This is a genomic window from Vibrio tarriae (assembly GCF_002216685.1).
Taxonomy (GTDB): Bacteria; Pseudomonadota; Gammaproteobacteria; order Enterobacterales; family Vibrionaceae; genus Vibrio; species Vibrio tarriae.
In genome coordinates, this window is the sequence record NZ_CP022353.1 from 2,314,698 (window position 1) to 2,339,515 (window position 24,818).

The 24,818-nt window shown below is 43.1% G+C and carries 14 protein-coding genes; all 14 read right to left on the minus strand.

Going from position 1 to position 24,818, the window contains the following annotated elements:
- Positions 1–188 precede the first annotated feature (188 nt).
- Positions 189–3,941: a hypothetical protein gene (locus CEQ48_RS16315; RefSeq protein WP_089071953.1), complete on the minus strand. Its 3,753-nt coding sequence runs from the start codon at positions 3,939–3,941 to the stop codon at positions 189–191.
- Between the two features lie 36 nt (positions 3,942–3,977).
- The gene (locus CEQ48_RS16320) at positions 3,978–6,305 is read right to left on the minus strand and encodes an AAA family ATPase (protein ID WP_089071954.1); all 2,328 of its coding nucleotides are present in this window, start codon (positions 6,303–6,305) and stop codon (positions 3,978–3,980) included.
- A complete protein-coding gene (locus tag CEQ48_RS16325) occupies positions 6,280–6,945 on the minus strand; it encodes an ABC-three component system middle component 1 (protein WP_089071955.1) in 666 nt (221 codons plus the stop codon). Before CEQ48_RS16325 ends, CEQ48_RS16320 begins: the two co-directional genes overlap by 26 nt.
- Positions 6,935–8,164, minus strand: coding sequence for an ABC-three component system protein (locus CEQ48_RS16330; protein ID WP_089071956.1), 1,230 nt, complete (start codon positions 8,162–8,164; stop codon positions 6,935–6,937). Before CEQ48_RS16330 ends, CEQ48_RS16325 begins: the two co-directional genes overlap by 11 nt.
- Positions 8,164–10,152: a hypothetical protein gene (locus CEQ48_RS16335; RefSeq protein WP_198301179.1), complete on the minus strand. Its 1,989-nt coding sequence runs from the start codon at positions 10,150–10,152 to the stop codon at positions 8,164–8,166. The genes CEQ48_RS16330 and CEQ48_RS16335 overlap by 1 nt, the downstream gene beginning before the upstream one ends.
- 16 nt (positions 10,153–10,168) lie before the next feature.
- Positions 10,169–13,771, minus strand: a complete 3,603-nt coding sequence (locus CEQ48_RS16340; RefSeq protein ID WP_089071957.1) for a hypothetical protein — start codon at positions 13,769–13,771, stop codon at positions 10,169–10,171.
- Between the two features lie 235 nt (positions 13,772–14,006).
- Positions 14,007–15,614 carry a Tn7-like element transposition protein TnsE gene (locus tag CEQ48_RS16345; RefSeq protein WP_198301180.1) on the minus strand — a complete coding sequence of 536 codons (1,608 nt, stop codon included), beginning with the start codon at positions 15,612–15,614 and terminating at the stop codon, positions 14,007–14,009.
- A gap of 11 nt (positions 15,615–15,625) precedes the next feature.
- The gene (locus tag CEQ48_RS16350; protein WP_089071958.1) at positions 15,626–17,137 is read right to left on the minus strand and encodes a TnsD family Tn7-like transposition protein; all 1,512 of its coding nucleotides are present in this window, start codon (positions 17,135–17,137) and stop codon (positions 15,626–15,628) included.
- Between the two features lie 179 nt (positions 17,138–17,316).
- A complete protein-coding gene (locus CEQ48_RS16355; RefSeq protein ID WP_089071959.1) occupies positions 17,317–17,526 on the minus strand; it encodes a hypothetical protein in 210 nt (69 codons plus the stop codon).
- Positions 17,527–17,804: 278 nt separating this feature from the next.
- The gene (locus CEQ48_RS16360; RefSeq protein ID WP_089071960.1) at positions 17,805–17,990 is read right to left on the minus strand and encodes a hypothetical protein; all 186 of its coding nucleotides are present in this window, start codon (positions 17,988–17,990) and stop codon (positions 17,805–17,807) included.
- A gap of 264 nt (positions 17,991–18,254) precedes the next feature.
- Positions 18,255–19,895, minus strand: coding sequence for an AAA family ATPase (locus tag CEQ48_RS16365; protein ID WP_089071961.1), 1,641 nt, complete (start codon positions 19,893–19,895; stop codon positions 18,255–18,257).
- Positions 19,892–21,985 carry a TnsB C-terminal domain-containing protein gene (locus CEQ48_RS16370; protein ID WP_089071962.1) on the minus strand — a complete coding sequence of 698 codons (2,094 nt, stop codon included), beginning with the start codon at positions 21,983–21,985 and terminating at the stop codon, positions 19,892–19,894. Before CEQ48_RS16370 ends, CEQ48_RS16365 begins: the two co-directional genes overlap by 4 nt.
- Entirely contained in the window at positions 21,969–22,796 is an 828-nt protein-coding gene (locus tag CEQ48_RS16375) for a TnsA endonuclease N-terminal domain-containing protein (RefSeq protein WP_089071963.1), read from the minus strand. Before CEQ48_RS16375 ends, CEQ48_RS16370 begins: the two co-directional genes overlap by 17 nt.
- Before the next feature lie 158 nt (positions 22,797–22,954).
- Positions 22,955–24,787 carry a glutamine--fructose-6-phosphate transaminase (isomerizing) gene (glmS, locus tag CEQ48_RS16380; protein WP_089071964.1) on the minus strand — a complete coding sequence of 611 codons (1,833 nt, stop codon included), beginning with the start codon at positions 24,785–24,787 and terminating at the stop codon, positions 22,955–22,957.
- Positions 24,788–24,818 lie beyond the last annotated feature (31 nt).

A 24,818-nucleotide genomic window follows, 5' to 3' on the forward strand; every position in this document is an offset into this window, starting at 1 on the left:
TTAGCACATAACTCACCATTAGCTGACCAGCTAATATACGATTTTATGCTAATATTTTTTCCTACAATGCTTACCACGGAAAGGAAAGTGATAACTCAGCTTCGAGTTCGGCAATCTGACGAATTCGTACTCAAAATGGATCTAATAGGTTTCAGCGTGATCTCAACAGCGTCTTCAGTCGCTTTGTCTTAACACTCTTCATTCCACAAGCCGTCTTCATCCATACGTTTGGCATCAAAATCGTAGTAACGAGCGATATCACAAATCATCGCTGCGACTGTGGGGTGAGTGATGTCCCAGTAAGCTGCATAATCCCTAAATTTTTGCGCAACAGTTCGTTCTTGGTTTCCGCCATCGTAAGGCATTCTAGTGGTGACACCTCTTGAATTTCTGACACCTAAAGAAAACCCAGCCCTAATTTCCTCTGCATCATCGTGCTCTAAAAGAGTGGATATCGCCGCTTTAGGCCAAATCTCTAAACTTTTTTTACACGGCCAGTCTGCAAGCATTTTTCCGATGAGATGATCTGTAACCTCTTGTCTATCATGCTCCTGAGCCATTTTTCGCACGACACTAACCCAGCTATAAAACTTGTCCTCGTCGATTAAGCCAGTAGAATCCATTCCCGGGGTAGCGTTCAGGTTGTTCAAAACAGAACCAGCTGTTCTGGCGACTCCAAACATTTGCTCTGACAGCGTCTCTCTTTCTGAGTTAGCAGGGTTGTACACCAGGCAAACAAGCTCCATAAATAGGTCAGGATTTGTCACCAATTCTGAATAAAGATTTGGCGTACCATACTTCGAATGATGAAGCACTTCGTAGTAAGTAAACTCCAAAGTCAAAAGCTCAGAATGAAGTTGACGCAAGTGCAGAACCTCAAACAAATCGGCAATGTGCCAAGATTGAGGAAAATCAACAGCTTCTTCCCCTTCAGAGGCTAATTGGTTTAGAACCCGAATAAGAAGCTCACTAGATAATTCGGCCTCTCGGCCATGTATCGTTTGAATTGCAGCCCGGGGTCTACTAGCAACCAAAAGTTTTTCAACACAGAAAGCTAAAACTTCCGGACTAGAGACAAGATATCGGATAGTTACTGTATCCCAAAAATGGTCTCGAATACCCTCATCTAATTCTCCTAACTGCTGCCATAATTCGATGGTTTGAGGAGCATTTGTAAGGAATCCGCCAAGGACTGTTGCTGAAACCGACAAATTTGAAAACGTTGAAATACAAGTTGTTAGAAAGCAACTAAGCTCGTTCTGATCGATACAATTGAGAGCACCCGAAGTCAAAGCGTCAAACCCAGTGTTGCTCCTTGATAGATACCAATTAGATATCCACTCAGCAGACTCAGCTCGTGCAGAACACTCTGCAATCAACTTCCCAATCAACCAGCAATCACCGGCAACTTCAGCCAATTTTGTGATGCCTGACCAGCCGTAACAATCAAAAATTTCATTAAACGCATCAACTTGTAAATTGGCTTTGAATCGCTGCGTTTCTTCTCGGTCGTTTTCCCGCCCATCCGGTAACTCAATCCAGCCAGAAGAAAACAGCCATTTATGCCGCAATATTAAATCATTTGGGGTGAGACCGTCATATATAGGCCGCAATGCATCCGCAGCATACCGATCATGACTTTCACCATTTTGGTTAAATGAGTTTTCCCAGTTTAAATACTTTCTAACCTCAGAGCGCACCAACTCTTTACCATCATCATCGAACTCACAAGCACTCTTAACAAGAATAATAACCGAATCTCTAAAGTCGTCATCAAGCGAATCTACTAAAGAGACCAGGTCCGCTATTCGTGTTGGAGAGCCGGCAGCTTTTTCTACCAACATTCGACCAATAGTTAAAACGAAACTGCAATACTCAGCATTGCTAACACCGTTGCCAGCCCCTGAATCATCGTCACGCCAACTAGGTTTTGCATTTGGTAAAGCACAGTCATTTCCCCGGGGAGTCAACTTAACTAATAGCTGCCAACCAATATCTGGAAACTTAGCAATCACTTTGTTAATAACTTGAATTCGCGCCCCCTGTGGCGCTGAAGTCTGCGGCATCCATGGACGAAATAGAGAAAGCAGGGAACTGAACGGCGTATTACCCCAATTACCTTTAATTTCAGTTTTAGAGAGTTCAGCCAAAATCAGAGCGACTTTGTTGAGACGAGTTGGATACCATGCAAGTAACTCAAGAGCCCATAACAGGTTGGCATGCCAACATCGGCCATGAACTCCAGCAGCACTAGTTTCTGATAACAAAGACAAAACTGCTCGAGTAGGACTGCGAAGACTTCGCTCTACAGCACCAATGAATTCATGCGGAGCTGCCTCTGCAAATTCTCTCAAGTAAGATGAAACTGATAACCATCGCTGTTCATTAGCATCGTACAAAAGATGACGCACAAGCTCTCTGACATGACGGCCTGCTATATCAAGCTCATCGTTTACTTCAGAGAAACTCCCAAGCTTTGCAATAGAATCAGCAATTCCATCTAAGATCACCCCAGATTGCGCACGAACTTTTCCATAGATAGATGCCATCCAGCGCTCACTTTCTTCCAGCTCAAGCACGGGGTCTGGCTCTTCATAAATCGATTTTGCAAAGTTAAAAAAACGAGACAGTACTGCATCAGTTAACTTTGGAGCCATTAAGTTAAGTAGTTCTAATGGAGCTTTCGCTTTCCATAGCGAGCCAATTTTAATTACAGGGGCATCATCCAAAGCTGCAAGTTCTATCAGGTCATTTTCTACCTCCTCATACGCCCTGTTTGCCAGATGCTCTACACAGAGTCGATCTCCTTCCGACCGTGAGTTCCAGGCACCTACCAAGGTTAAAACTTGCAAAGCTATTGTGCTGGTCACAGATAGCCATAGAGGTTTTTTAATTGCAGGGTTTGCTGCGAACTGACGCCTAAATACCGTCCAAGAGCGTCCCATAGAGCGTGAAAAGCGCGCTGCATCAGCATGATCTAATCCGAGACTTAGTAAAGCATTCTCAAACTCATCAGGCCTTGATCGCCTCAACTCGATTTGAGTGTGTAACGAGGCTTCACGCCCGATCCCTTTTAGGTTGAATTCGCGATCTCCAGCTGCCAATGGGACTATTAATGTCATATCATCCCGGGGAGCTTTTTGGTTACTCAGTTGATTGTCAGAAACAACAACAAAGCTAATACCTGAATTTGAATCAATGAACTGCCAGCCCTCTTCGCTGGTAACGCAAGCTGCGACTTTAGAATAGCCATGTTCTAATAATGCACCACATACAAATGCTACGGCTTCTGATTGGCTGTCGGCAACAACAGCGACCAAGGACTCCCGTTTATCCAAGGCATTCCTTAATGCTAAGCCAGATTGCTCTCTTCCTGTAACTAAAGATTGGTAAGTTATGGCTGGATTAGATTGGCCTTGCCAATCTGACCAATATTGCTCAATTGCAACGACGCCGTAACCATTAATGCCAATCTGCGCACCAAACCATAATGAGGTTGTTGCAGAACTTTCGAGCCAAGCTTCTATATCATCAGCATCCCACGCAAGTACACGGGCCCATTGATTTTCAGAACGAACTTTTGATAACCAGTTATCTTTTCCAGCCCATCGTCTAGGTGTAATAAAAACAAAAGCGGCAACGGCTCTTTGCTCTGGCTGTAGCTGTTCAGTTCTTTTTGCATAATCGCTTTGTGCTTTTGCAGCAGGGTCTTTTGAGGTACCCATCTCCCAATAGCTCAGTCCATCTGGAACCCACGGATTACCAGACAGAACAGAAATAACACCATCCCAACCGGGTAAATTCACTGAATCCCCACCCGGCATAGTGATCGAGTTGACCGTCGATGTTGCAGAGATCAAGCGCCTAATAAGAATAGGCAAAACATCTTGGGCACGACGTTCATTTGACCAATGTGACAGATTAGTTGCGGATATTCTCAAAAACGCTCCCTATTTCATTTGAGTTGCAAATTCAGCTTAAGACGCTTCTTTGGCCAGACGCTGCATGTTGAGTGAGCGCGTGCTCCTTCCTGCCTTGGCAAAACGGTATCGCATATATGACGAAATATCCTCTTCGTGCGACGATAAAATTAATTGACGCTGCTTAAGCTCGCAACGCAGTAAGTCCGTTAGTGAAGCCACATTCACCTCATCTAAAGATTGTGAAGGGTCATCAATAAGGATTATCGGAACACGTGCGTAGACTTTGTTGAGCGACAGGAAAAAAGCCATGCTAAGAGCTGATACTTGTCCAGAGCTCATAGAGAGAATGGCATCATGTTCAGACTTTTCAGCAGTTAAGAATCTCAGTTGTTTACCGTCACGGCTCTCAATGAATAGACCAAGACCTCTTTGGTAGTTCTGGATAAGCCGTCCGCTATAGATATGGAATATCAGCTCTATCTCTGAAATGGTCTGATCCGTATAACTTCGTTCAACATTTTCTAGCGTCTCACGTAGCTTTTTAACTTTGTCTTTCGATATCTTTGCAGCTTCATTCTCACACTGAATGGTCTGCAACGACTCAAGAGAATTTTTCAGTTTAATATTACGTGCTTCGTTCGCTTTGCTAGTAATGTACGAAATTTTATCGGTCAGATCTTTCTGCTCGACAATATAGAAGTCTTCAATCGACTTAAAAGCAACGCTGATAACTTGCTTCCAATCATCGGGTAATTCATCAGTCTCCTCAGTTTTCCTTGATCGGATCAAAAAAATGAGATTTCTTAAGCGTTCTTCAACAACTTCATTTTTATCCGAATATCGATAATCAATCGTTGTACCTGTAGCCTCAAGCCGTTTAGCTAGTTTTGTGATGCTTTCCAGACGAACTCTTTCACTTTCTAGAGCATTGTGCAGAGACTCATTATATTCACTCTGAATCGCCGCTTCTCGGGACTGTATTTGAGTAGCGATTAGCGCCAGTTCACTATTCATCAAGGTTAATAGTTCAACAAGAGCTTTCCCATCCGCGCTCAAACTATTAGTGATTTGTTGTGATCTGGCGTCAACAGCGTCAAGCATGATTTGATGTTGGATCCAATCAGCTCCGCAAAGAGGGCAAGTTGGATCATTGAGACTGAGCTTGCCATGCTCCTTCAGCAGTTTATCCTTCAAACGAGTCAGTTCAGCAGCGATACCGCTGTTTGATTGATTTTTTAGCTGGAGATCTTTACGTACCGTAATTTGATCTTCAAACCTATTGAGACGTTCTGCTTCCCAGTAAGGCAGAGAACGCGTTTCAGGAAGCGTAATGACTGCCGCACCCCGTTGGATAATTGCCTTAGCCTTGATTAACTGATTTAGCTCGTTTTTCGTGCTATCCAACGCGCTTAATTTATCTGTATCAATACCGAATTGAACCAAGCTTTGTAACAGCGCCATATTATTGTGAATATAGCTTTCAATTTGCTCATTCTGAGCTCTGATTTTGATAGCACTTTTAAGAGGCAGAAGCTCCTGAAGTTTCAGTATCACATCTTGATATTCTTTGAAGACTTCTAAGGAATATGTAGGAAATAGATTTTCATAATCCCAACCTGGTTGCAGGTCAGACGTCGACAACTTTTTATATTCAACAGCCCCCAAATCTGCCTGAACTAAGACTCTCAGAGACTCGATGTCAGAAAGCAGGGCCATTTCTTGAGATTTACGAGCAGTGTCATTGATATAGCTGTTAATTTTACGTTCAACGCTTTTGCAATTGTCGATCTCAGCTGCGATATCAGTGATATTGAACAAGTTGCCTAAGGCTTGTTTCCTCTTATCAACCTTTGTGAGCAAAAGTTGGTTCTGCCCTTGCTCGAGATAGTTCAGATAGCAAAAATTTTCTCTGAAGTTTTCACCAAAGATCTCTTCGATATAATCATTGTTGCGCAAATTATCTGCCGAAAAGTCATTTGACGAGAAATCTGGTAATTCGTAAAGATTGAACTGTGAAAAGCTATCTGCTCGATTAAGTGATTTTTGCTTCAGCGCTTCAGCAGATGCATAGCGGGCTAACGTAAGTTTTGAATTTTCTTTAAAGAATTCGATTTTAATGACCAGATTTTTCTCGCCAGACCGGATGTTCCAGAAAAGATTATCGTCATAGTTCTGCTTGGTGCCGATCATCACCTTGGAGAAAAGGTTCTCAATCCTCTTTATTTGCCCTGTGAGTAACAACTCAATCGCATCGAAAATACTAGTTTTGCCGAAACCATTTGGTCCATCTAAGGTCAGTAGCGATGAATTCTCAAAGTCTAGTAATATGTGCTTGAACGCTTTGAAGCTAGAAACTTCAATTCTTGATATTTGCCAATTCATCGTTAATCATTTCCTTGATCATTGCGTCAACAGTCAAGCTGCTGTATTTCTGTATTTTTTCATACACTTTTGATAGACCGACCTCACTCACAGCCTCCTCCGCTTGCAATCGCAAGGGAACGAGGTCACCTTTGACAAAAGGTAGTTCGAGGAATGGTAGTTTTATAAAAACCTTGGCCACTACGCTGTATAGAGTTGCAGATAAAGGCATTTCCTTGTAAGTATTAAATAGACTTTTATCAGCAATAATTGCCTCAAGGTCCGTGTAATTTAAACTATTTAGAGCTTGTTCCTCGACGTCACTATAATATAGAACGTATTTCTTAAAAAAATGAGGATCCTCTTCAATAGCAAATATCTGTTCTTCATGATTTTTGAATTCGGATAATTTATCTAATTTGTGAATACAAATTAAATCACAATTTTTTCTAAACGATGGATTATTTGACAACTCTTCCGGTACTAAATTCGATAACGCTGCATTTATTTCTTCTGGCTTCATAAGTTCATCTAAATTATGTAGTATCGTAAACCTAATGGCAGCACCAATATCGCGAATATAAAAGCGAGAGGTCTCAGTTACATGCGCTTTTACAAATTGATGTGCAATTAAAGCTTCTTCTATGAGATCAGTAATCATTTAATAGAACCTCGGCCTCTTCCTTGGTTAAAATGCTTATGCAGAGAGTCTTGATGATATTGCTATCAATACGATCTTGCGTTTCCTGATCGCTAAGATCTGCACTAACAGTAATTTTTGTATCGATAATGAACGATTCTTTGACTCTGGATGCTATAAGATTATTGTACTCAAATAGCAATTTGAGTAAGTCATCGTTACCTTTTATTTCACTTAGTATGTCCGAAGTACAATCGTCATGCTCCTTGACTTCAGGTAAATCAAGCGCTGTTGGAATATAGAACTTCTTATGTTTATCCCGATAGTGAGGGAGCTTTTCGAATATTGGCTCAACATCGAGTTCATGAATGAGTCCAGAGTAACGCCTGATATCTACTCTCTGAACTCGAGAAAACCGTTCTGATGGTTTCATTAGTTGGCAAAGAGTCTGTAATTCTCTCGCTTCAGAATCTCGAATATGTTCATACAGCCGTCTCGCCCTCTGATAGACAGCCTCAGTCATCCCAGGGAGGGACTGCTCTAGCTTATCCTCAAGATACGAGTGCAGCCTGGACTTGAGTTCGATAGCGAAGTATTCAATATCATTGCATAGATTGATGTTTATAATATCATCTAAAATGCTCTGTCCGCTTATTCGATTTGTGTATGCAGCCTTTTTTTCGGAATCGCCGTTGACTTGTATTTTTCTATGAATATCAACAGCTTTTGTGCTTATTCTCTCTGAGAGCACACAGTAGTTTGCGTCTAGAAGATTTGAACTGAGTTGAATGGATTTAGCTTTGCAAATTTGCAAAATGACCGATTTAGTTAGGGCTTCGATGTCTCCTAGACCACAATATTTATTGTCGCCGTAAGAGTAAAACTTAACAACCTCACCATTACTATCTATGTAATCGGTAGTGTCCGTTATGGCAACAGATACATGGAAATAGCGAGCAGTTCCTGCAATACGATCGAGTTCGATGGTCGCTGACTTTGTTAGAGCTTCGTTATAGCTACTTCGGTACTTACCAACCTTTGCCTTTACTTGGTGAGTACTGGCAAGCACACCATTCTTATATATTGCAAAGTCATCAGTGCTATCCAGCTGAAGTTCAAAGTTCGGAGCACCTTCAAGTAGCAGCTTGAGGCAATGGTAAAGGGCTACTTTTCCCTGGTAAACGAAGCCACTCCAACTGGAAATGGCACTGGCCGGATAATTTTCATTGTCTTCGACCACTATAGACTCCCTTCATTTGATGGCTTAGCATATCCAGAAGAGAGTATTAAAAATTCTCTTAAATGCTTGAACGCAAAAGGAAGAGTTGTCGCCTGTTTATGCCTGACATGGAAAACTTCCATCATCTTCAAAAGTGATATCGGTACTTCATCTGCATCGGTCAAGATTCTGCGCATACGACAAAAACGTGGGATTGCCTTCACGTTGTCTTTATCACCAACAAAATAGAGACGTTCTAGTTCGTTATAAAACAACCCGAGAGACGCCTCTATATATCCGCTATCCTGCGCTTTTAACGATGCTCCCAAACGCAGCCCTTTTTCAAGGGCAACCCAATCGAAAAATGATTGAAGACTGCCTTTGTACGATATTTTTTGTTCTTTATTCCCGAATAAATCATTTTTATAAAATATTTCGTTATGCGGTTTTTCTTCCAATAAGTTACCTAACTTTTCATTGACTAGCTTAGGGTTTGCAACAGCAAGCTCTCGTCCATTCAAAAGGTCAAGATACTCAGCAATCCACTCTCTTTTGACACCATGGGCGTAACCTTCCATGAGATCATTCATTACGCATGCAAGCTCCTGAAATTGAGGAACCGCCACGTAATTTGTGTCTTCGAATATGAAAGTATCTCCCGAATTATTAGCGATAACGGCGTGTTCACCGTCATTCATAGGCCGATGCAGATCGAGTAAAAACTTATCTTGAGCATCATCGATGCTCAAAGTTTCGAAACTGAGAGCACCATTGTCACAGGTCATCATGTGAAAAACAGCGTCGGATTTATCAGGTTTAGAGCAAATTACAAAAGACCAACTTCCTTCTGGTATAAACAGTTTTAATTGCCTATCAAACACTTCCGTTTTTATAAAGATCTCTTTAAGACATGCTTCATACTCTGTTCTCGATAACTTGCCTGCTTTCAGAATTGTCCCCGGGTACACAGATTGAATAATTACGCGATCTCCACCACGCAGACTGTCATAAGGATCAGTAGCGTTTATCGATTCATAGTATTCTTTGTCATGATGTACTGCTAAGTTTAAGGAATCTGACTTCGGATTATCTGATTGAGAAAACATAAAATTGTCATTCTCTAAGGCATCAATCAGTGGAGATATATTGCAATCAGTCAGATTTATTATGTTTATATTTCGCTTCTTCAGAAGGTCCATTATTCTGCCATATGAGCTAACAATATCGGACTCTTTGAATCTTACTCTGTATTCCGGATTTAAGCTTTGGAGCTTGATTGATATATAGTTTCTTAAATGCTGCTCTACATCGTTCATAAACATGGCAAGGACTCCCATCTTAGAGCTCCAGAACTTAGATGGGTTTTTAGTATCAAGTGAGACAACTTCACTTTTCATATTCCTATCTCGATGTCTCTTTTTGATAAATTCTCCATTTTTCGAACGACTTAGCTGTTGTGACCAACGGTCAAATGTTACTTTTGGCAGATGAGTACAATCACCATACAACTCTCCTTCAGCATTTTTATGGTAGCTAATAGGGGTGAAAGTTGCCGCCTCTACTTTTAGGACCAGATGCTCTCCATTTTCCCAGTCAACTTTGATCTCGTATGCCCTTAGAACTTCAACTTGTCTAATGACCTCTACATCAGCTAAATAATATAGACCAACACCTTCACTCGAACGTGTATGAGTGTCAGTCAAATGAGGAAGAGCACCAATAAGGAGTTTTATACAACTGCTCTTTGGTAAGTCCCCGGGTAGTACTTGATTGACTGTGTAATGAGGGTCACTCATATTATTTTTACGGTTCTTTGGTACCAACACCGCATAACCGTTTTTACCTAAGCTACAAAGAGATAGTGGCGAAAAACTCTGGTAGATTTTGTTAACTATCCTTCCATAGTTTTGCTTCCCAGATATATCAGTAGATATTTTATAAATATCAAAGTCTCGGGAAATCGCATCGTAAAAAAATGCTACATCTATTCTGTTAACTAGTATATCCATCACTGGTTTCCCCGATTCACTTTAATATCCACCTAGCTAACATCATTACAGCGTTCACGTCCACGCCGCTATCACTTTCGTTTATTAAGCTTGGAATACAAATTATTGAAGCTAACGATTCATCATCCACTTGACAAAAGTCAAGGTCAAAAAACTGTATCTGCTCATTGGACTTTTTAAAAAGATTACAAATTACAAGTTTATTTACTCCTAAGCTTTTCAGCTTATGACTTATTTTATCCATTTGCACTTTGCGGTCTTCGTCCTTTTGTGCTTGCCACGCACCTAGGTCCCAATTTTTGAAATCTATAAGCGCTTTTCTTCCATCCAAAATGATGATGTCATCAAATTTTTCAAAGTGCTGCAGAGGTAAATCTTCAAATGTAAAACCATGCTTAGACAGTATTAACTTTCCGACCTCTTCGCCGAGAGCTCCCAGATAAATATTGATAAACATTGGAGGTGTCAGAATGTATCGGGCATCTTCAGGCCAAGCTGTACAGTATTTATTTTCGTCAAAATGGGATTTTATAACTGGATTTCTCATTAACGTTGGTAATAAAGCTGCGGTCTCGCTAATTTGCTTTACTGGCTTTTCACAAAGTTCAAAAAAACGATACTCATCGGCTTTCCATTCACGCTCTTTCGTTGGGGGAGTATAATCATATGCCCCACTATCCGGTGATAAAACATAATATTCTCTGTAGGTTGGCGGCAGCACTGATGCTGGCAGCTGTAGTACCTGTGCACGTAAATCAGCCCATGCTTCAATACTTTTAATAGATGGAGCGTTATTAATTAGGCTGAGAGTTCTATCAATTGCGCCTAGAGATCGTGCAGTCTGAAGCACAGCTAAGTTTTGTAGTCTTTTGCCGTCACCGCTCATGGGCGAGACCCAAGGTAGTTTCGATTTAGAAAAGTTAACCAATTCTCTATATTCGTGCGAGAGTAACGATGGATCGCGGTTATCGTTTGCTAATAATTTAACGAGTTCTCCATCGGCAACAATATGTATAGTTTCACGCTTCATTTCCGTGCGAGCAGCTCTCCCTACCGCTTGCTCTATCATGCGATAGACAGCCAACAAGCCGTCTTCAGAATCCTTTTGATAATATTTACTTTTTAGCTCTCGGCACACATTGTAAGGGCTGTCGTGTGTAACAACATCACGACTCCACGAATGGGCTTGATTTATCGTAATAGCCCCAGCCTCCTGCAAAGCCATTCCATAACTCAAGAGCAATAAGCGATCACTTGTTTTTGTCTCAGGTTCACCGACTACAGATATGAGGTGTGTAGGTTCTTCCAGGTACATGAAATCAATATCTGTTCGATCATTAGAACGATGGCCGACATGCCGTAAAGAACCGTTTTCAAAGTCTGGATTGAATTCATAGTCAGGATTTTTACCAGATGACATAGTGGGATAGGATGTAACAGCGACCAACTTACCCGGGCAGGTTTCAAGGAAGTGGATAATTTCGCTATCAAATCTACCTTGCCTTAAAAAATTCGCATCTACACTAGGGAAAAGCTTTAATGTTGTAGATTCTGAGCTCTCAAGATTACTAGCATACCAGTTCAGAAAGGAAGCAATTGGAGGTCGAATACCACGATTCAGCATCACAACCATATACCTATTAAACTTTGTTTTAGCAAAAGCTTCTATCGCTTTGCAAAGTTTACTCAACCATTGAAGCCCAAACTCAACACCACTAGTGTCAGTGTTAAACAATTGCTGACAGAGTAAATTGATATTTTTGTTGTTTGGTTGCCATTGGCTGATTAGACGTCGGACGAAAACATAATCAGTATTCACAGCTGTAACTGAAATTTTTACACCACATCCGAGATAATTTCGTTCATTTTCATAATATGAATGAATTAAATTTCTTTGAATTTGGTCAAGTTCAATAAATTTGTTACCCAAGCTCTCTCTGAGATAACGAATATCGAAATTATGGACAACACTTTCACACTCAGCTGTCGCACTAACCCCCAAAATGTTACAACCTGATTCCACCCATGACGCCAACATGCCAGTAGGGGTGACATTAAACCCGTGATGTTTAAACATGACGGAGTCTTGCGCTTCTGGTAAATGATCAACCTCTATCATTCGAATACCACGGGTATGATAGTTTGCAGCACTTTTTCTTGGACTATACTGCCGACCGGCCAGGTAACTTAATTGTTGATTGAGTTGTTCGCGAAGTGAATGAAGATTAAGCTGATCTAAAATACTTGCCACAGCTTGCACTGAAGTCAGGTGCTTGAGCTCATACTTATGCATCTGACTAGATAAATTTTCTTGATACAACTCCTCAGCTTGACGAACAACTGACTGAAATTCACGATTAACTAGACGCTCAAGCCTTCCAAGAAACTTAGGAAAATCATGTTCCTTCCGATCGCTTAATGTACCTTTGAGGGATATATCGTGCTGCTGATGTTCCTTGTTGAAACTGACAACAAGTTGTTTACTCAAACTGGTGTTGTGAGTTGTCAGCTTGTCACTGAACAAAAGAACCTGTTTTTCGTTTTCAATCGCACTAGAATGAATATCAAAGCTATGTTGGAGCGACCAATCTTCAAATAATACTTTTACTTCTTCAAGATACTCCTGAAACAACTCCGAAATACCAGCGTACTGAGGTTTTGTACAAAGCTTTTGCTCTTTTAAATTGGAGTGAATTGTACGAATCGTTGCCAGTAAATCTGTATCATTAGCAGATACTAAGTGTGTCAGGATTTCATGGTGCTGCCTGTCTACTTCGTCAATAATAAGTATGTTTCCAGATAGATTACGCGCCGGATGAAATTTGGAGGTGGTTTGTTGAAGCCCAAACAAGAACTTTTTGGTTGTCATAAATACAACCCTCGTTCGCCCAACTTCCAATTCAACTCCAGGAATTAGTGTTCTTAGCAGCTCAATACTCTTATCGCTAAGCAGTACGGGATTTTTCCCAAGCTGTACCTTTTGAATGTACCTGATCAACGATGAGTAGCATTTACTTGCAGCATCACTAAGCCTATCTGATAAAAGCTTTTTCTGTGCTGGAGATACATTTATTAGAGCTAAAGTTTCTTGTTCATTTGCGATAAGCTCCAACTCTTTACCGAGTGACGACTTATCGTCAATAGAGAATAGCTTTTTGACTTTTTCCAAATCACCGTTCTTGGTGCTAAGGAGGCTCAAAATCGATGCGGCATTTGCGGGAGCATATAAAATACGCTCATAAATTACCTCTTTCTGACTCTCGCTTAACAAAGGATTATCTTCAATTCTTTTTTTCAGCTTGCAATAAGCATCAAAGACGTTATCAACCGAGTTTGTAATATAGAAACAATACTTGGGTGAATATGACTCACCAGCCGAAATCTCATCACAAATGTCATCAAGGATAAATTCAAGAATCAAAGATATCGTGTTATGTGTTTTCCCTACACCTGTAGGAAAGGGCATCGGCATATAACAACCCAATTGATTTTTTATCACCTGCTCACGGTAAAAATGGTCTCTCAATAGGCTGAATATTGGATTATTCGCTTCCATTCGAGGAATTTCAGTACTAGTAAATGCCTTAACTAACCGTTTGTAATGACTGCTTTCTATCACACGCACATTCCTTTGCTGACAAAATTTTAAACGACTAACTTAATAGTCAATGTACCACCTTGAGGTAAATTTGCACAATCAAGCCGTTGCCATACCGGCAAGGTCAAACGTTAGGCATCAACACCTTTACGCGAACACTGAAAAGAACAACTGGGGGCGATTTGTAGTTTAAACTCCCTTGAATAATGCCTCCTCGGTGCTTACTGGGGCAATTTGTAGTTTTCAAAAAGTCAGCTTAGCTCGCGATACATTGGACAAACCTCAACGCCCAGCTTTCAATTGACTCTAACGGGATATTCCCAGCTTCAGCGCCCTGATGCTTTGGGTGATTGATACCAAAGTGGTTGTGCTCACCGAACAGGCTATCTAACAACTCATTTGGCCAGCTAATTGATTTTGCGACAACACCCTTGCGGATCTGCATGAAATGGTCAATCCAATCCTCCGGTTTAGAGCCGAATAGCACTTTGGTTGAAAGCATCTTAATACCATCAGAAGTATCGACTTCCAGTAGTACAACCTCAGTTGCTTTGTAACGAATCCTGACTGCTTTAATAGCCCTGGGCGAACCATCTTCAAGCTGATGTTGTTTGCTGCGTCCTACTTTTGGAAGGGACTGCGTTTCTTGCTGCAATATTGAACATTTGTACTTTGTAACTAACACCTGCAGCATGTGATCAAAACTTTTAAAGCGGCTGGCAAACTGTCGCTCCCGATCAGTGATATCCTGTTTGCCGCCAACATCTGCGGCAGGCAAAGTACCACCTTGCCAAGGTTCATCTGTACTAACCTCCCGTCCCGCCTCTCTATCACTCAGCTCGTCCATCATGAACTTACTGCTGTCTTTTACCGTTTCTTGTTTGTAGACATCAAATGGCTTGGTGAAACTGACCCAGGATAAATCCCCCTCTAAAATCAAAGTTTCATTTTGGTCAGAGGCGGATTCTTCGTCATCGACGTCAAACTCCTCAGCACTGTCTTGCCAGTTCACACCGCCAGAACCAGCACGGACACCTTCCTCATTTTGCTCTTTTCTAACAAAGGCAGAATTAATAAATGCAATGCTGTTTGGTATATCAACATCAAACACAATACCGATGATTTCTTCGACTAAATAATGACGTTTATCTGCACTGTACCTACCCCTGACATGAAGTTGCCAATTGGTCATCGGAGGTGGTTCAAAACTAAAACGCCAGCTCTCCAGTGCCCCTTTCTGCTCCCGATTTAATTGATAATGACGATAAATACTTTGATAGGACGCCATTGCTGTTGGGTCAGTAAGTAGCCATGCTAGCAATCGTTTAGTGCCGCTTTGATTAAAAGCACTTTTAGGAAAGGTGCTGGTTTTCAGCACATGAATGTCAACATGGTTCCGATCCAGATCCGGGCGCACGTCAAACTCTAATTGTAAGGTTGCACTGCTGAGGCAAGCACGGCATAGATAAGAGTTCACCAGGAAAATGGCCCGCGCGAGCTCAAGTTGCGGCAATACAACCAGATCACCTTTTTCGCCAGCGAAACAGAATGCGTTCTGAATGCCCTCTTTATCTCTGACTGATTGGAAAGTGCTTAATTCTGGGAATTCGGACAAAGTGCCAGCGGAAATCTGATAACCAGGTTTGAAAGTGAATATTCGATCTACCCGGCGAGATTGTCGTTTTTGGCTGTTAATCAGTTTCCCCCGACTGAGAATGGGGATATTTGCTAGACGTGTATATTTTTTTTCCTGAATAGGACGACACCACAAAGCGATCGACCAGTCAGATACATTGTTGTAACGGAAAAAGTCACCGATATGCACCACCAAAGAGTCGTCACCAAATCCCTTGATTTTCGTCAATCCAACCCCTTTCAAAACAACTGCAATTCTTTCAGAACCCTTATAGTATCTGGTGTCAGCCGCTCTTTGCTCAATCCCGCTTTACGCAGTACAACCCATTTCTTCAATAGTCCGGGGTTTTGGTAAAGCCCAAAACAAGTATTAGCTAATCGCCTTAACTGATATTCAGTAATAGTTTCGGTGTACCGCTGTAAATACATCCTAACCAGCGGTAATTTATCAAGATTTTTCTCTATCGTGCTGCGATTTGGTAAGCGACCTAAAAGGTAGTTTGCGGAAAACCTAGGGCCGGTATAAAGCGGTTCAGTATCTGCAAGCAGCTTACGCAACTGTCTAATCGCGGCCAGCTCTCGTCGATGCCAGTCGACTTTAAGACCCGGCAAATCTCTTGGCAATTTGTGTTGCTTGTTAAATTCCATAAGCCAGGTTCTGTCATTCCGGTATAACCATGCGTAGAGAGCACCACCGGATTCAACCTTTCGGGCAGCTTTAGTACCACGTTCCAGAACCAATCTCTGCCAGGCTTGGCGTTTTTGCGTGTCGACAACTGTTGGAATCGCAGGGGCGCCAGTAAGCTCTAATGCAGGCCAAACCTTGCCACCCAATTTCCGCACTTTATTGAGAATTTCGGCAGGCATCATTCCCGGTAATAAGACAGCCCATACAATTAAATGCTCCAGATAACTAAAGGCCTTGCGATGCTTTCGAAATACCGCTCTCAGCCAAAAGCTTTCATTGTCGGGACCATGTAGATGGAATTCACCCAGGGCTCGAACAGGGAATTGTTGCCTGATACGGTCGTAGACCTGATCGTGCAAAACTTGTTTCCCTCGGGAGAACCCGAGATCTGTAGCCAGACCATGATAAAACTCGGTCCACTGCTCAAATGATGGTGATGTCCTCGGGGGCAACTGCATCAACTCACGAGCTAAGCATGCAAGAGCCATCTGTTCTGAACCTACGTCGGCGCAGCTTTGTGTTTTGCCGATAGCTTGCTGCAAAGGTAAAAATAAATGCCGGTGGTCGCCTATGTTTTCAGATAGCAAAGTTAATGGACCGTGGCAAGGACAGACAGCAAGACCAGGAAAATACCAATCACGTAACCAGAAGCATTCCCCGTGCGTCTTTAGTTGCTGCTGCACACAAGCGGCACAATAGCGGAACCCATTCACCGATTTAACTCGGGAAGCGGCAACTCCAAGCATTAGGTGGACAGCGCCCTGTGAGCTGGTAGCCATCATTTTTAATGCCATTAGCCTGTGATTCTCAGAAACAAAGGGGGCATACAGAGGGAATAGAGTGTGCTGATAAATCAGCTCATCAACAGAATACCGGCCAGTTCTTTTTAACTGCTTAAAAATAGCTAGTAAGTGGCAAGGTAAATCCATAGTGGCAATTACTTTGCGATCACCATAAACCTCATCCAGTAATTGTTTAGGGCTGGATATACCCAGATAAGTGCCGGTCCGAGCTACTGTGCTGTAAATGAGCTCATTTGGGTAGGGAAGCGGGAAGTTGCGCATAGTCGTTAACTAACAAATCGGATGTGAGATTTCAAATATAGCGGAAGTGTTCAAAATTCATTATTATTTCACTAACATGAGTCAAAAAGAGACGACACATGACCAAGCCAACATTCGATATACAAGCGTCTATCAAGGCGCTTGTGGGTTTAAAACTTGTAGCGTTTTATAGTTCATCCTCACATATTAAATGTTGGACCAGGCGGCTCTGGACGATAGCCTTTTATAAACTCTTGTGCCTCGCCGATAGAACTAAATTCTCCTAAGACATTTCCGTCTGCATCACATACTTCATAGCTAACTCGGACTAAAACACCATTACCATCCAAGTGATTAACTTGGACTAAAGACAACCCATCTTTGGAACCCAAGACTTTTCTATTCTTCATTACAACTCCAGTCTGATTGGTAAAACTAAGCAAAAATCAATTGCGAATCAAAGCTGCTTTATCAGTTGACCATCATTGGTCAAATCAGCGGATTTATTGCGTAGATAAAGGGCGATTTTTTAGATAGACCCAACCTTCTCTCCCATCAGAAAGGGTAAAACCTCTTGCGCCAATTTCTATCAAGAGTCTACGACATTCTTCAGGTTGAGAACCAGTTACCTTAGACAAAGTATCTATGGACCTTCCCTCTTCAAATCTTGTATCGCTTAGCATCTTGTTTAGTAGTTCTTTTCTCGCTGTATCAATACTTTTTGCTGCTTATTCTGCATTTTGAAAATGATAATATTACCAATGATGGCAATTGCTGCACCTACAATGACTCCACCCAACCCAATAAGGGAAGTCCAGAAGCTAACGTCACTGACGACCTTTTCAGCAATGATGGAAACAGCCTGTTCATCCATTCATAAATACCTCTAACACAAATATTACATTACATATTTACTTTCAGGTAAAGCTTGCAGCCGCGTATCTACTTTTTCGTGCTGTTTTCAATTTCAGAAACAACAGCAACTAAATTAAGTCCTATCTGCATGCAAACCTACACTTAACCCAATAAAAAATAAAATAATACCTGAGTACCATAGGGATACTTAATAATTACTCAAACATCATATAAGTACTCTTTTATACAGCGCAGAGCAACGAGCGCGATCGGGTATTCAGCCTCAGCTAACATATTTATTTAAATCAAATAACAAACCCTTAGCGCCCAAAGCCGAGTGCATAGCTGTTGCGGATTGTTGCTGAGAGCTGATGTAGCGCAAGTCATCCCAATCCAAAGTATCCCACTGATCAGGTTTGGTATTCTTAGCACGTATTTTCGGTTGTTCTGGTTCAACTGAATTGTCAGCATCTGACAGCCAATTCAAGATCACAGGTAACAATTGAGGACGAGTCAGCTTCGGATTCTCAGCAAATGCTTTGCGCACCGTGGCCACAAGCAAGCTTGAGTCATAATCGTCTTTGAGCATTAGGTAGACTCTGCGTTCGTCGTCGGTTGCCAGCTGTTTTAGCGCGAGTTCCTCTGGGGTTTCGACCTTCATGCCAGCAATGTCCCTTTGCAGCTGTATAAGTCTCTTATCCATTTCGGGCAGCATCAAATCAGAATACTGCGCAATTTTTTCCGGAACGCCAGATCGAAGGGCCTCCAGCATAGGATGAACAGGTTTTAGCTCGTCTTTATAAACCTGCTGCATTAAGCCTGGAGTGATCCGCTCTTTACCCAAAGCTAAGGCTCGTAACTGAGACAACACAAAGAGCTTAACGACTATATCCATAACGCCTTGGCTCAGGTCATACCAAAGGTCCCGTAACTGGTCGGTTAACACCAAATCCTTGCTCTGCAATAACTGAAGTTTCCAGAGGTTATCGGTAAAGGCAACCCACTCAGGATTACGCTTACCATTGGGTCCTTGTTTCATCGGTTCCCAAAAAATCGCACCTAAACCTGAACCACGGCGGGCTGATCTGAGATCAATTTCAAAAATATCCCGGGCTTTAGGCGTCCCAATCAGCATGACTGGCACACCAATGGTATTAACCATGGTCACGAAAAAATTCAGCATCGCTTCCGGACCTCCAGATTTCGCCCGGCTTAAATGTTGGATCTCATCAATGACCAGTAGGCCTACCGCATGAGCATTGGCAATCTGAGCCATAAGTGCCAGCATGGTCTCAATACCATTGCGTTTAAGACCATATTTTTTCTCATAATTCGAGCCCAACGCTTTATCCAGCGCCCGGAAAAAGTTCAGGCAAATTTCTTTAAGCGAACCATTGTGTGAACAGTCCACTTTCAGATAGACCACTTGCTCAAAATTCATAGTCGGGTGATAAATGACTTGGGGATAGGTGTCCAGGATGCGCGCTAAAGATGTTGTTTTTCCACTGCCTGAGCAACCAATAAGCAACATACTTTGAGCTGTGGATTTCGCCTCTTCAAATCTAAAACTAGACAAATCACCACTTTGAACTCTTTCGTAGCCATTTTGTAAGTGTCGCTGCAGGTCGCCTGTTTTAGGATTGCGGCCAACATAGCCACCACGAATCATTAGCGAAACACGCTCACTCAGGAGCATGTGCGAGCCCAACGGCTGGAAAAAGTCATTGGTGATACGGCAAATACTGTGGGCGCGAACAACTCTTGGTTTCTGCAGATCTGACGCTTCGAAAAGTGATGTTGAACGCAGAGCTGCAGCACTGTTTACAGATTCCTGCAGTGGCGGCAAAGCTTCGATAAACGGATTGCCTTTATAAGCAGTGACATCGGCATCCCGATAGACGGCATCAATTTTTGTTGCGCTCATTCAGGTTCTCCATCTTGGTCACCAAACAAGTCCGGAACATAGCTTGGAAAACTGTAATCCTCTTCGGCTTCGCGCAAAGGAATCACTGGTGCAAGCACTTTGCCTTTTATTTCATTTGCAGGCTTGGCTCGCTGCAGTTGTTCAGTTTCACGTGCCTCTTTTTTATTACCCCTGATCTGTGCAATACGCTTTTGATCAGATTCTTTGATGGCTGGAGTTGCACGGATAGCACTGGTCGTTTTTTCTTTTATAAAAGCATCCAGTTCTCGCCGTTTCGCATCTTCATCCAGTCTGGCATTTGCCATGTTATGTTTCTGCTGGGCCTGAAGCTCCCAAGCTTGCCAGAATGTAAGGCCTCTAAATTGGCGACTGCGATCAGTAAGAGTACAAGTCCAATAGGTCCGGCTACCAGGTTGTGGAAACAGATAAATGGTATCTGCAGAGCCTGGATCGTAAGCAGCTTCCAGTTTCTGAGGACGCTGAATATCCGGGCTTCGCAGTAGCCATCCTTCTCGAAGAAATTCCGGACAGCTGTAGTAGATACCCCACATATTTGCGCCAAATTGGGAAATGCTAACGTTTTGCCGTGGCAACAAAGCAATCCTTAACTGCTCAGAATCAACATGCCTTAAATTACCCACCCTGTGCTGCATACCCCAGTTCCATAAATGAATTGGAATTGAAGGGATATCAGCTGGCAGGTCTGCATCACGATCGTACTTATCCATAACATGGTAGTTGTTTCGGAAAAGAATAGTCTTCAGCATTATTTGGGCGAAGTCAGTGATCGTCATTACAGCATCAAGACGATAATCCCGCTCTCCGTGTTTTTTCACTCTGTTACCAGTAACAACACCTGGCACATAAGGTTTAAATTCGGCCTGAAGAGTACGGAAGCAACTTTCAACAATCCCCTTGGCGTCACCACGTCTCGGAGGTGCACTTTCGACCCGCAGATTAAACCCCTTAATCAGCGCGTCCACCTGATGGCTCATCATTTCACCGCGGTCAGCCAGAATGACATCAGGCAAACCAACACATGGCCATTCGTCCGGAGTGATATCTATACCAAGAGACTTACAGGAAGTGACCTTCTCAGTACACGCAATTGCCACAGCCTGCATAGCAACCACATAGGAAGGGTTGTCAAAACCGATGTAAAAGCCCGCTATCATTCGGCTGAACACATCAATCACGATGTAAAGGGTAGGCCTGCCGATAATTTTGCTGCGGTCGTCATCTGCAACCAAGTAAATATCAGCAATAGTTGCGTCAATCTCATATCGGCTGCCTGGGCCCAGCACATGGGCAGTGGCTGTGCTGGTTAAAGGGCGAATATCCTTTTTGTAGATGCCGGGGTTAGTGCTTTCAAGTAACCGCTGTGGCTTCTTATACTCCCGGTTATAGAAATACCGGAACTGCCGTAACGTGGGGAAATCTTCAGGCAAGACTTCAGGGTGGTACTGTGCAAACAAATCTCTGAAACGACGATACGCGACCGTTGTTTGAAGTTTTTTCTGAGTTAATAAGTGCTTTTCTATACTGACCCGAAATATTCGTTCAACGTCGACAGTGACTTTAATACCTGAACCATCGCCGTATAACCGGCTACGACCAACTTTTGTTGTGCCTGATGCCGCTCTGGATTTCCCCGGGGCTCCACTGTTTTTGAAGTCAGGCAATAAAGCATTGGGCTTTTGGCCTCGCTGCCAAAACCTGCGAAGTAGCTTATAAATAGTCGCTTTGGTTGCTACACCAGCCATCTCCACTTCAGTCACCCGTCGCGCTCTGGCTTTAGTTTCAAAACACAGCTCATCAACAATAATGGGCTGAATAATGGCCAATGCTTTTTCACGCCGATTAAATGCAACAGACCCAACTTCGGGCTCTTCATCATGCAGAAATGCGTAAGGGTCTGTACTTCTAAGCAACCGGCCTTCATCCAGGTAGGAAATAAGCTTCAGTTCCAGGATAAATTCAGGGAACCCCTTATCGCTGTCGATTTGGATCCAGACGAGCTCGCCCGGATGCACAGCTAAGATACGATAGGGCTGTTCGTCAAATCTCAGAACCTCATTGATTTGCCACATGTAACAAGGCCTCCATATCTTCAAACTGACAAAACCTAAGCTCTGAGGCCTTCACAGAACGAAACGCCTTATTGATATTAAATTTAATAAAGCCATTGGCGACCAAAGTCCGAACGTCTCGTAAGCTGTGGCCGAGCTCAAGCTCATATGCGGTATCCAGATTCTTACAAATATCAATGACCTTCGAGTCTTGAGCTTTGCTAAATGCCTTAGATAAGAAAGGCAACTGAGCTAACAAAGCCGGATCCACTGCAGCATCATTCTTTGTTGGATATAACCATTCGATATTCTGCTTTATTACCAGATCGATTTCTTTTTCGGTGACCATAAACCAAGGGATTTGCTTTAACTGCCAGTAGCGCCTTTCCAGCTCAAGCTTCTCGATGATCTCAGGCTTGGCTAACTCATTCACTAGCTTAACCTGAATAGCGAATTGTCTGTCAGGACCCGCAGTAGCGTCGACAAGGAAATCTGACGACATAACCTGGTCAACACCACGGACAGAAGGATGTCTCAGTTGATTTTCTGCAGCGAGAGCACGAGTTTCATCTCGCTTTAAAGGGAATTGCTCCCTGATATCTGTAATGTCTGAAGACCATTCAAGCACAAGAAAAACTGCTAATTCCAGATCGGAAAGCAGATGATGAACCCGCTGCGTTTTATGAGAGTAAATACGATGAGAACGCCCATCTGAAGGGACATCCTGAACATGAAACCAGGGTTTATAATACTGTCCATGACCCTGGCCGCGCCCATTCTTGATACGACGGGCAATTTCAGTTTCTGAAAGCGATTGCTGCGCTCTAGCCATAAAAAAAGTCCAGTATGCTTTTTAAACAGCATAACCGGACTTTAATGGTTTACAACTATTTTGTTCTGTTTAGTTCTTTAGTGTCACGCTTTAAGACTATTTTGTCTTGTTTAGAACTATTATGTCAGACCACAGTAGCCCTTTGATTTATTGAACATTTACTCGACAGTTACCGCTTTAGCAAGGTTACGAGGCTGGTCAACATCGGTACCTTTGATTAAAGCCACATGGTAAGAGAGCAGTTGCATCGGGATGGTGTAATAAATCGGAGCCACAATCTCGCTGACATGCGGCATCGCAATGATTTTCATCGTCTCATCCGCTTCAAAGCCCGCCACTTCATCGGCAAATACGTACAATAAACCACCGCGCGCACGCACTTCTTCAATATTGGATTTAAGCTTTTCTAACAGTTCATTGCTTGGTGCAACCACAACCACTGGCATATCCGCATCGATTAACGCTAATGGGCCATGCTTTAGCTCGCCCGCCGCATAAGCTTCTGCGTGGATGTAAGAGATCTCTTTTAGCTTGAGAGAGGCTTCTACCGCAATCGGGTAGTACTCACCGCGCCCCAAGAAGAGGGTGTGATGCTTATCGGCAAAGTCTTCCGCGAGCGTTTCGATCTGTTTTTCAAACGACAATGCGGTTTCAATCTGCTTCGGCAGTTGATGCAATGCGTGTACGATCTCAGCTTCTAACTCGCGACCAATACGCTGTTGCTGCTTACCAAGTGCAGTCACCAGCATCAACAATGTGACTAGCTGAGTGGTAAAGGCTTTGGTTGAAGCCACACCAATCTCAGTGCCTGCGCGAGTCATAAAGGCGAAATCCGATTCACGCACGAGAGAGGAGCCCGCAACGTTACAAATCGTCATCGCCGCCATATAGCCTTTCTCTTTCGCTAAACGTAGCGCGGCTAAGGTATCTGCCGTTTCACCAGACTGAGATAGAGTGATCAGTAGGCTATTAGGGCGCGTGACAAATTTGCGATAGCGGAATTCAGACGCGATTTCGACATCGCAGCTCACACCCGCTAACGATTCAAACCAGTAACGTGCCGTCATCCCTGCATTATAAGAGGTACCGCAGGCGACGATCTGTACATGTTCCACTTTGGCCAAAATCTCTGCCGCGTGCACACCAATGCTTTCCACCACCACGCTGTCATGGGTAATACGCCCTTCCATGGTGTTGATCAGCGCCTTTGGCTGCTCGAAAATCTCTTTTTGCATATAGTGGCGGTAGTGACCTTTGTCCGCAGCATCATGTTCTAGATTGGATTCCCTGATCTCACGTTGTACAGGTTGCCCCAGAGCATCAAATACGCGCACATCACGACGAGTCATTTCCGCCACATCCCCCTCTTCCAGATACATAAAGCGGCGTGTGACGTTAAGTAGCGCGAGTTGGTCTGACGCGAGGAAGTTTTCACCGATGCCAAAACCAATCACAATAGGGCTACCAGAGCGAGCGACCACTAAGCGCGAAGGGTCGTTACGATCCATCACCACAGTGCCGTAAGCTCCTGTAAGCTGTTTAACGGTGGTTTGTACCGCTTCTAATAAAGAGGAAGCACTGCGCAATTCCCACTCCACTAAATGAGCAATGACTTCAGTATCCGTTTGTGAAGTAAACACATAACCACGCTCTTGCAGCATAGTACGCAGCATTTCGTGATTTTCGATAATGCCGTTGTGTACCACCGTAATGTCACCAGAAAGATGGGGGTGAGCATTGATCTCAGAAGGCTCACCATGCGTTGCCCAACGGGTATGCGCGATACCTGTACCGCCCGCTACTTGCGCCGCTTCAACCGCATCCGCCAACTCTTGTACTTTACCCAAACGGCGTAAACGCGTGAGCTGCTTATCGCTATCCACGACAGCTACGCCCGCAGAGTCATAACCGCGGTATTCAAGACGGCGTAGGCCTTGTACTAAAATTTCAGCAACATCGCGTTGTGCAACCGCACCAACAATTCCACACATAGTTAAACTCCGTATTTTTTATACTGTCACG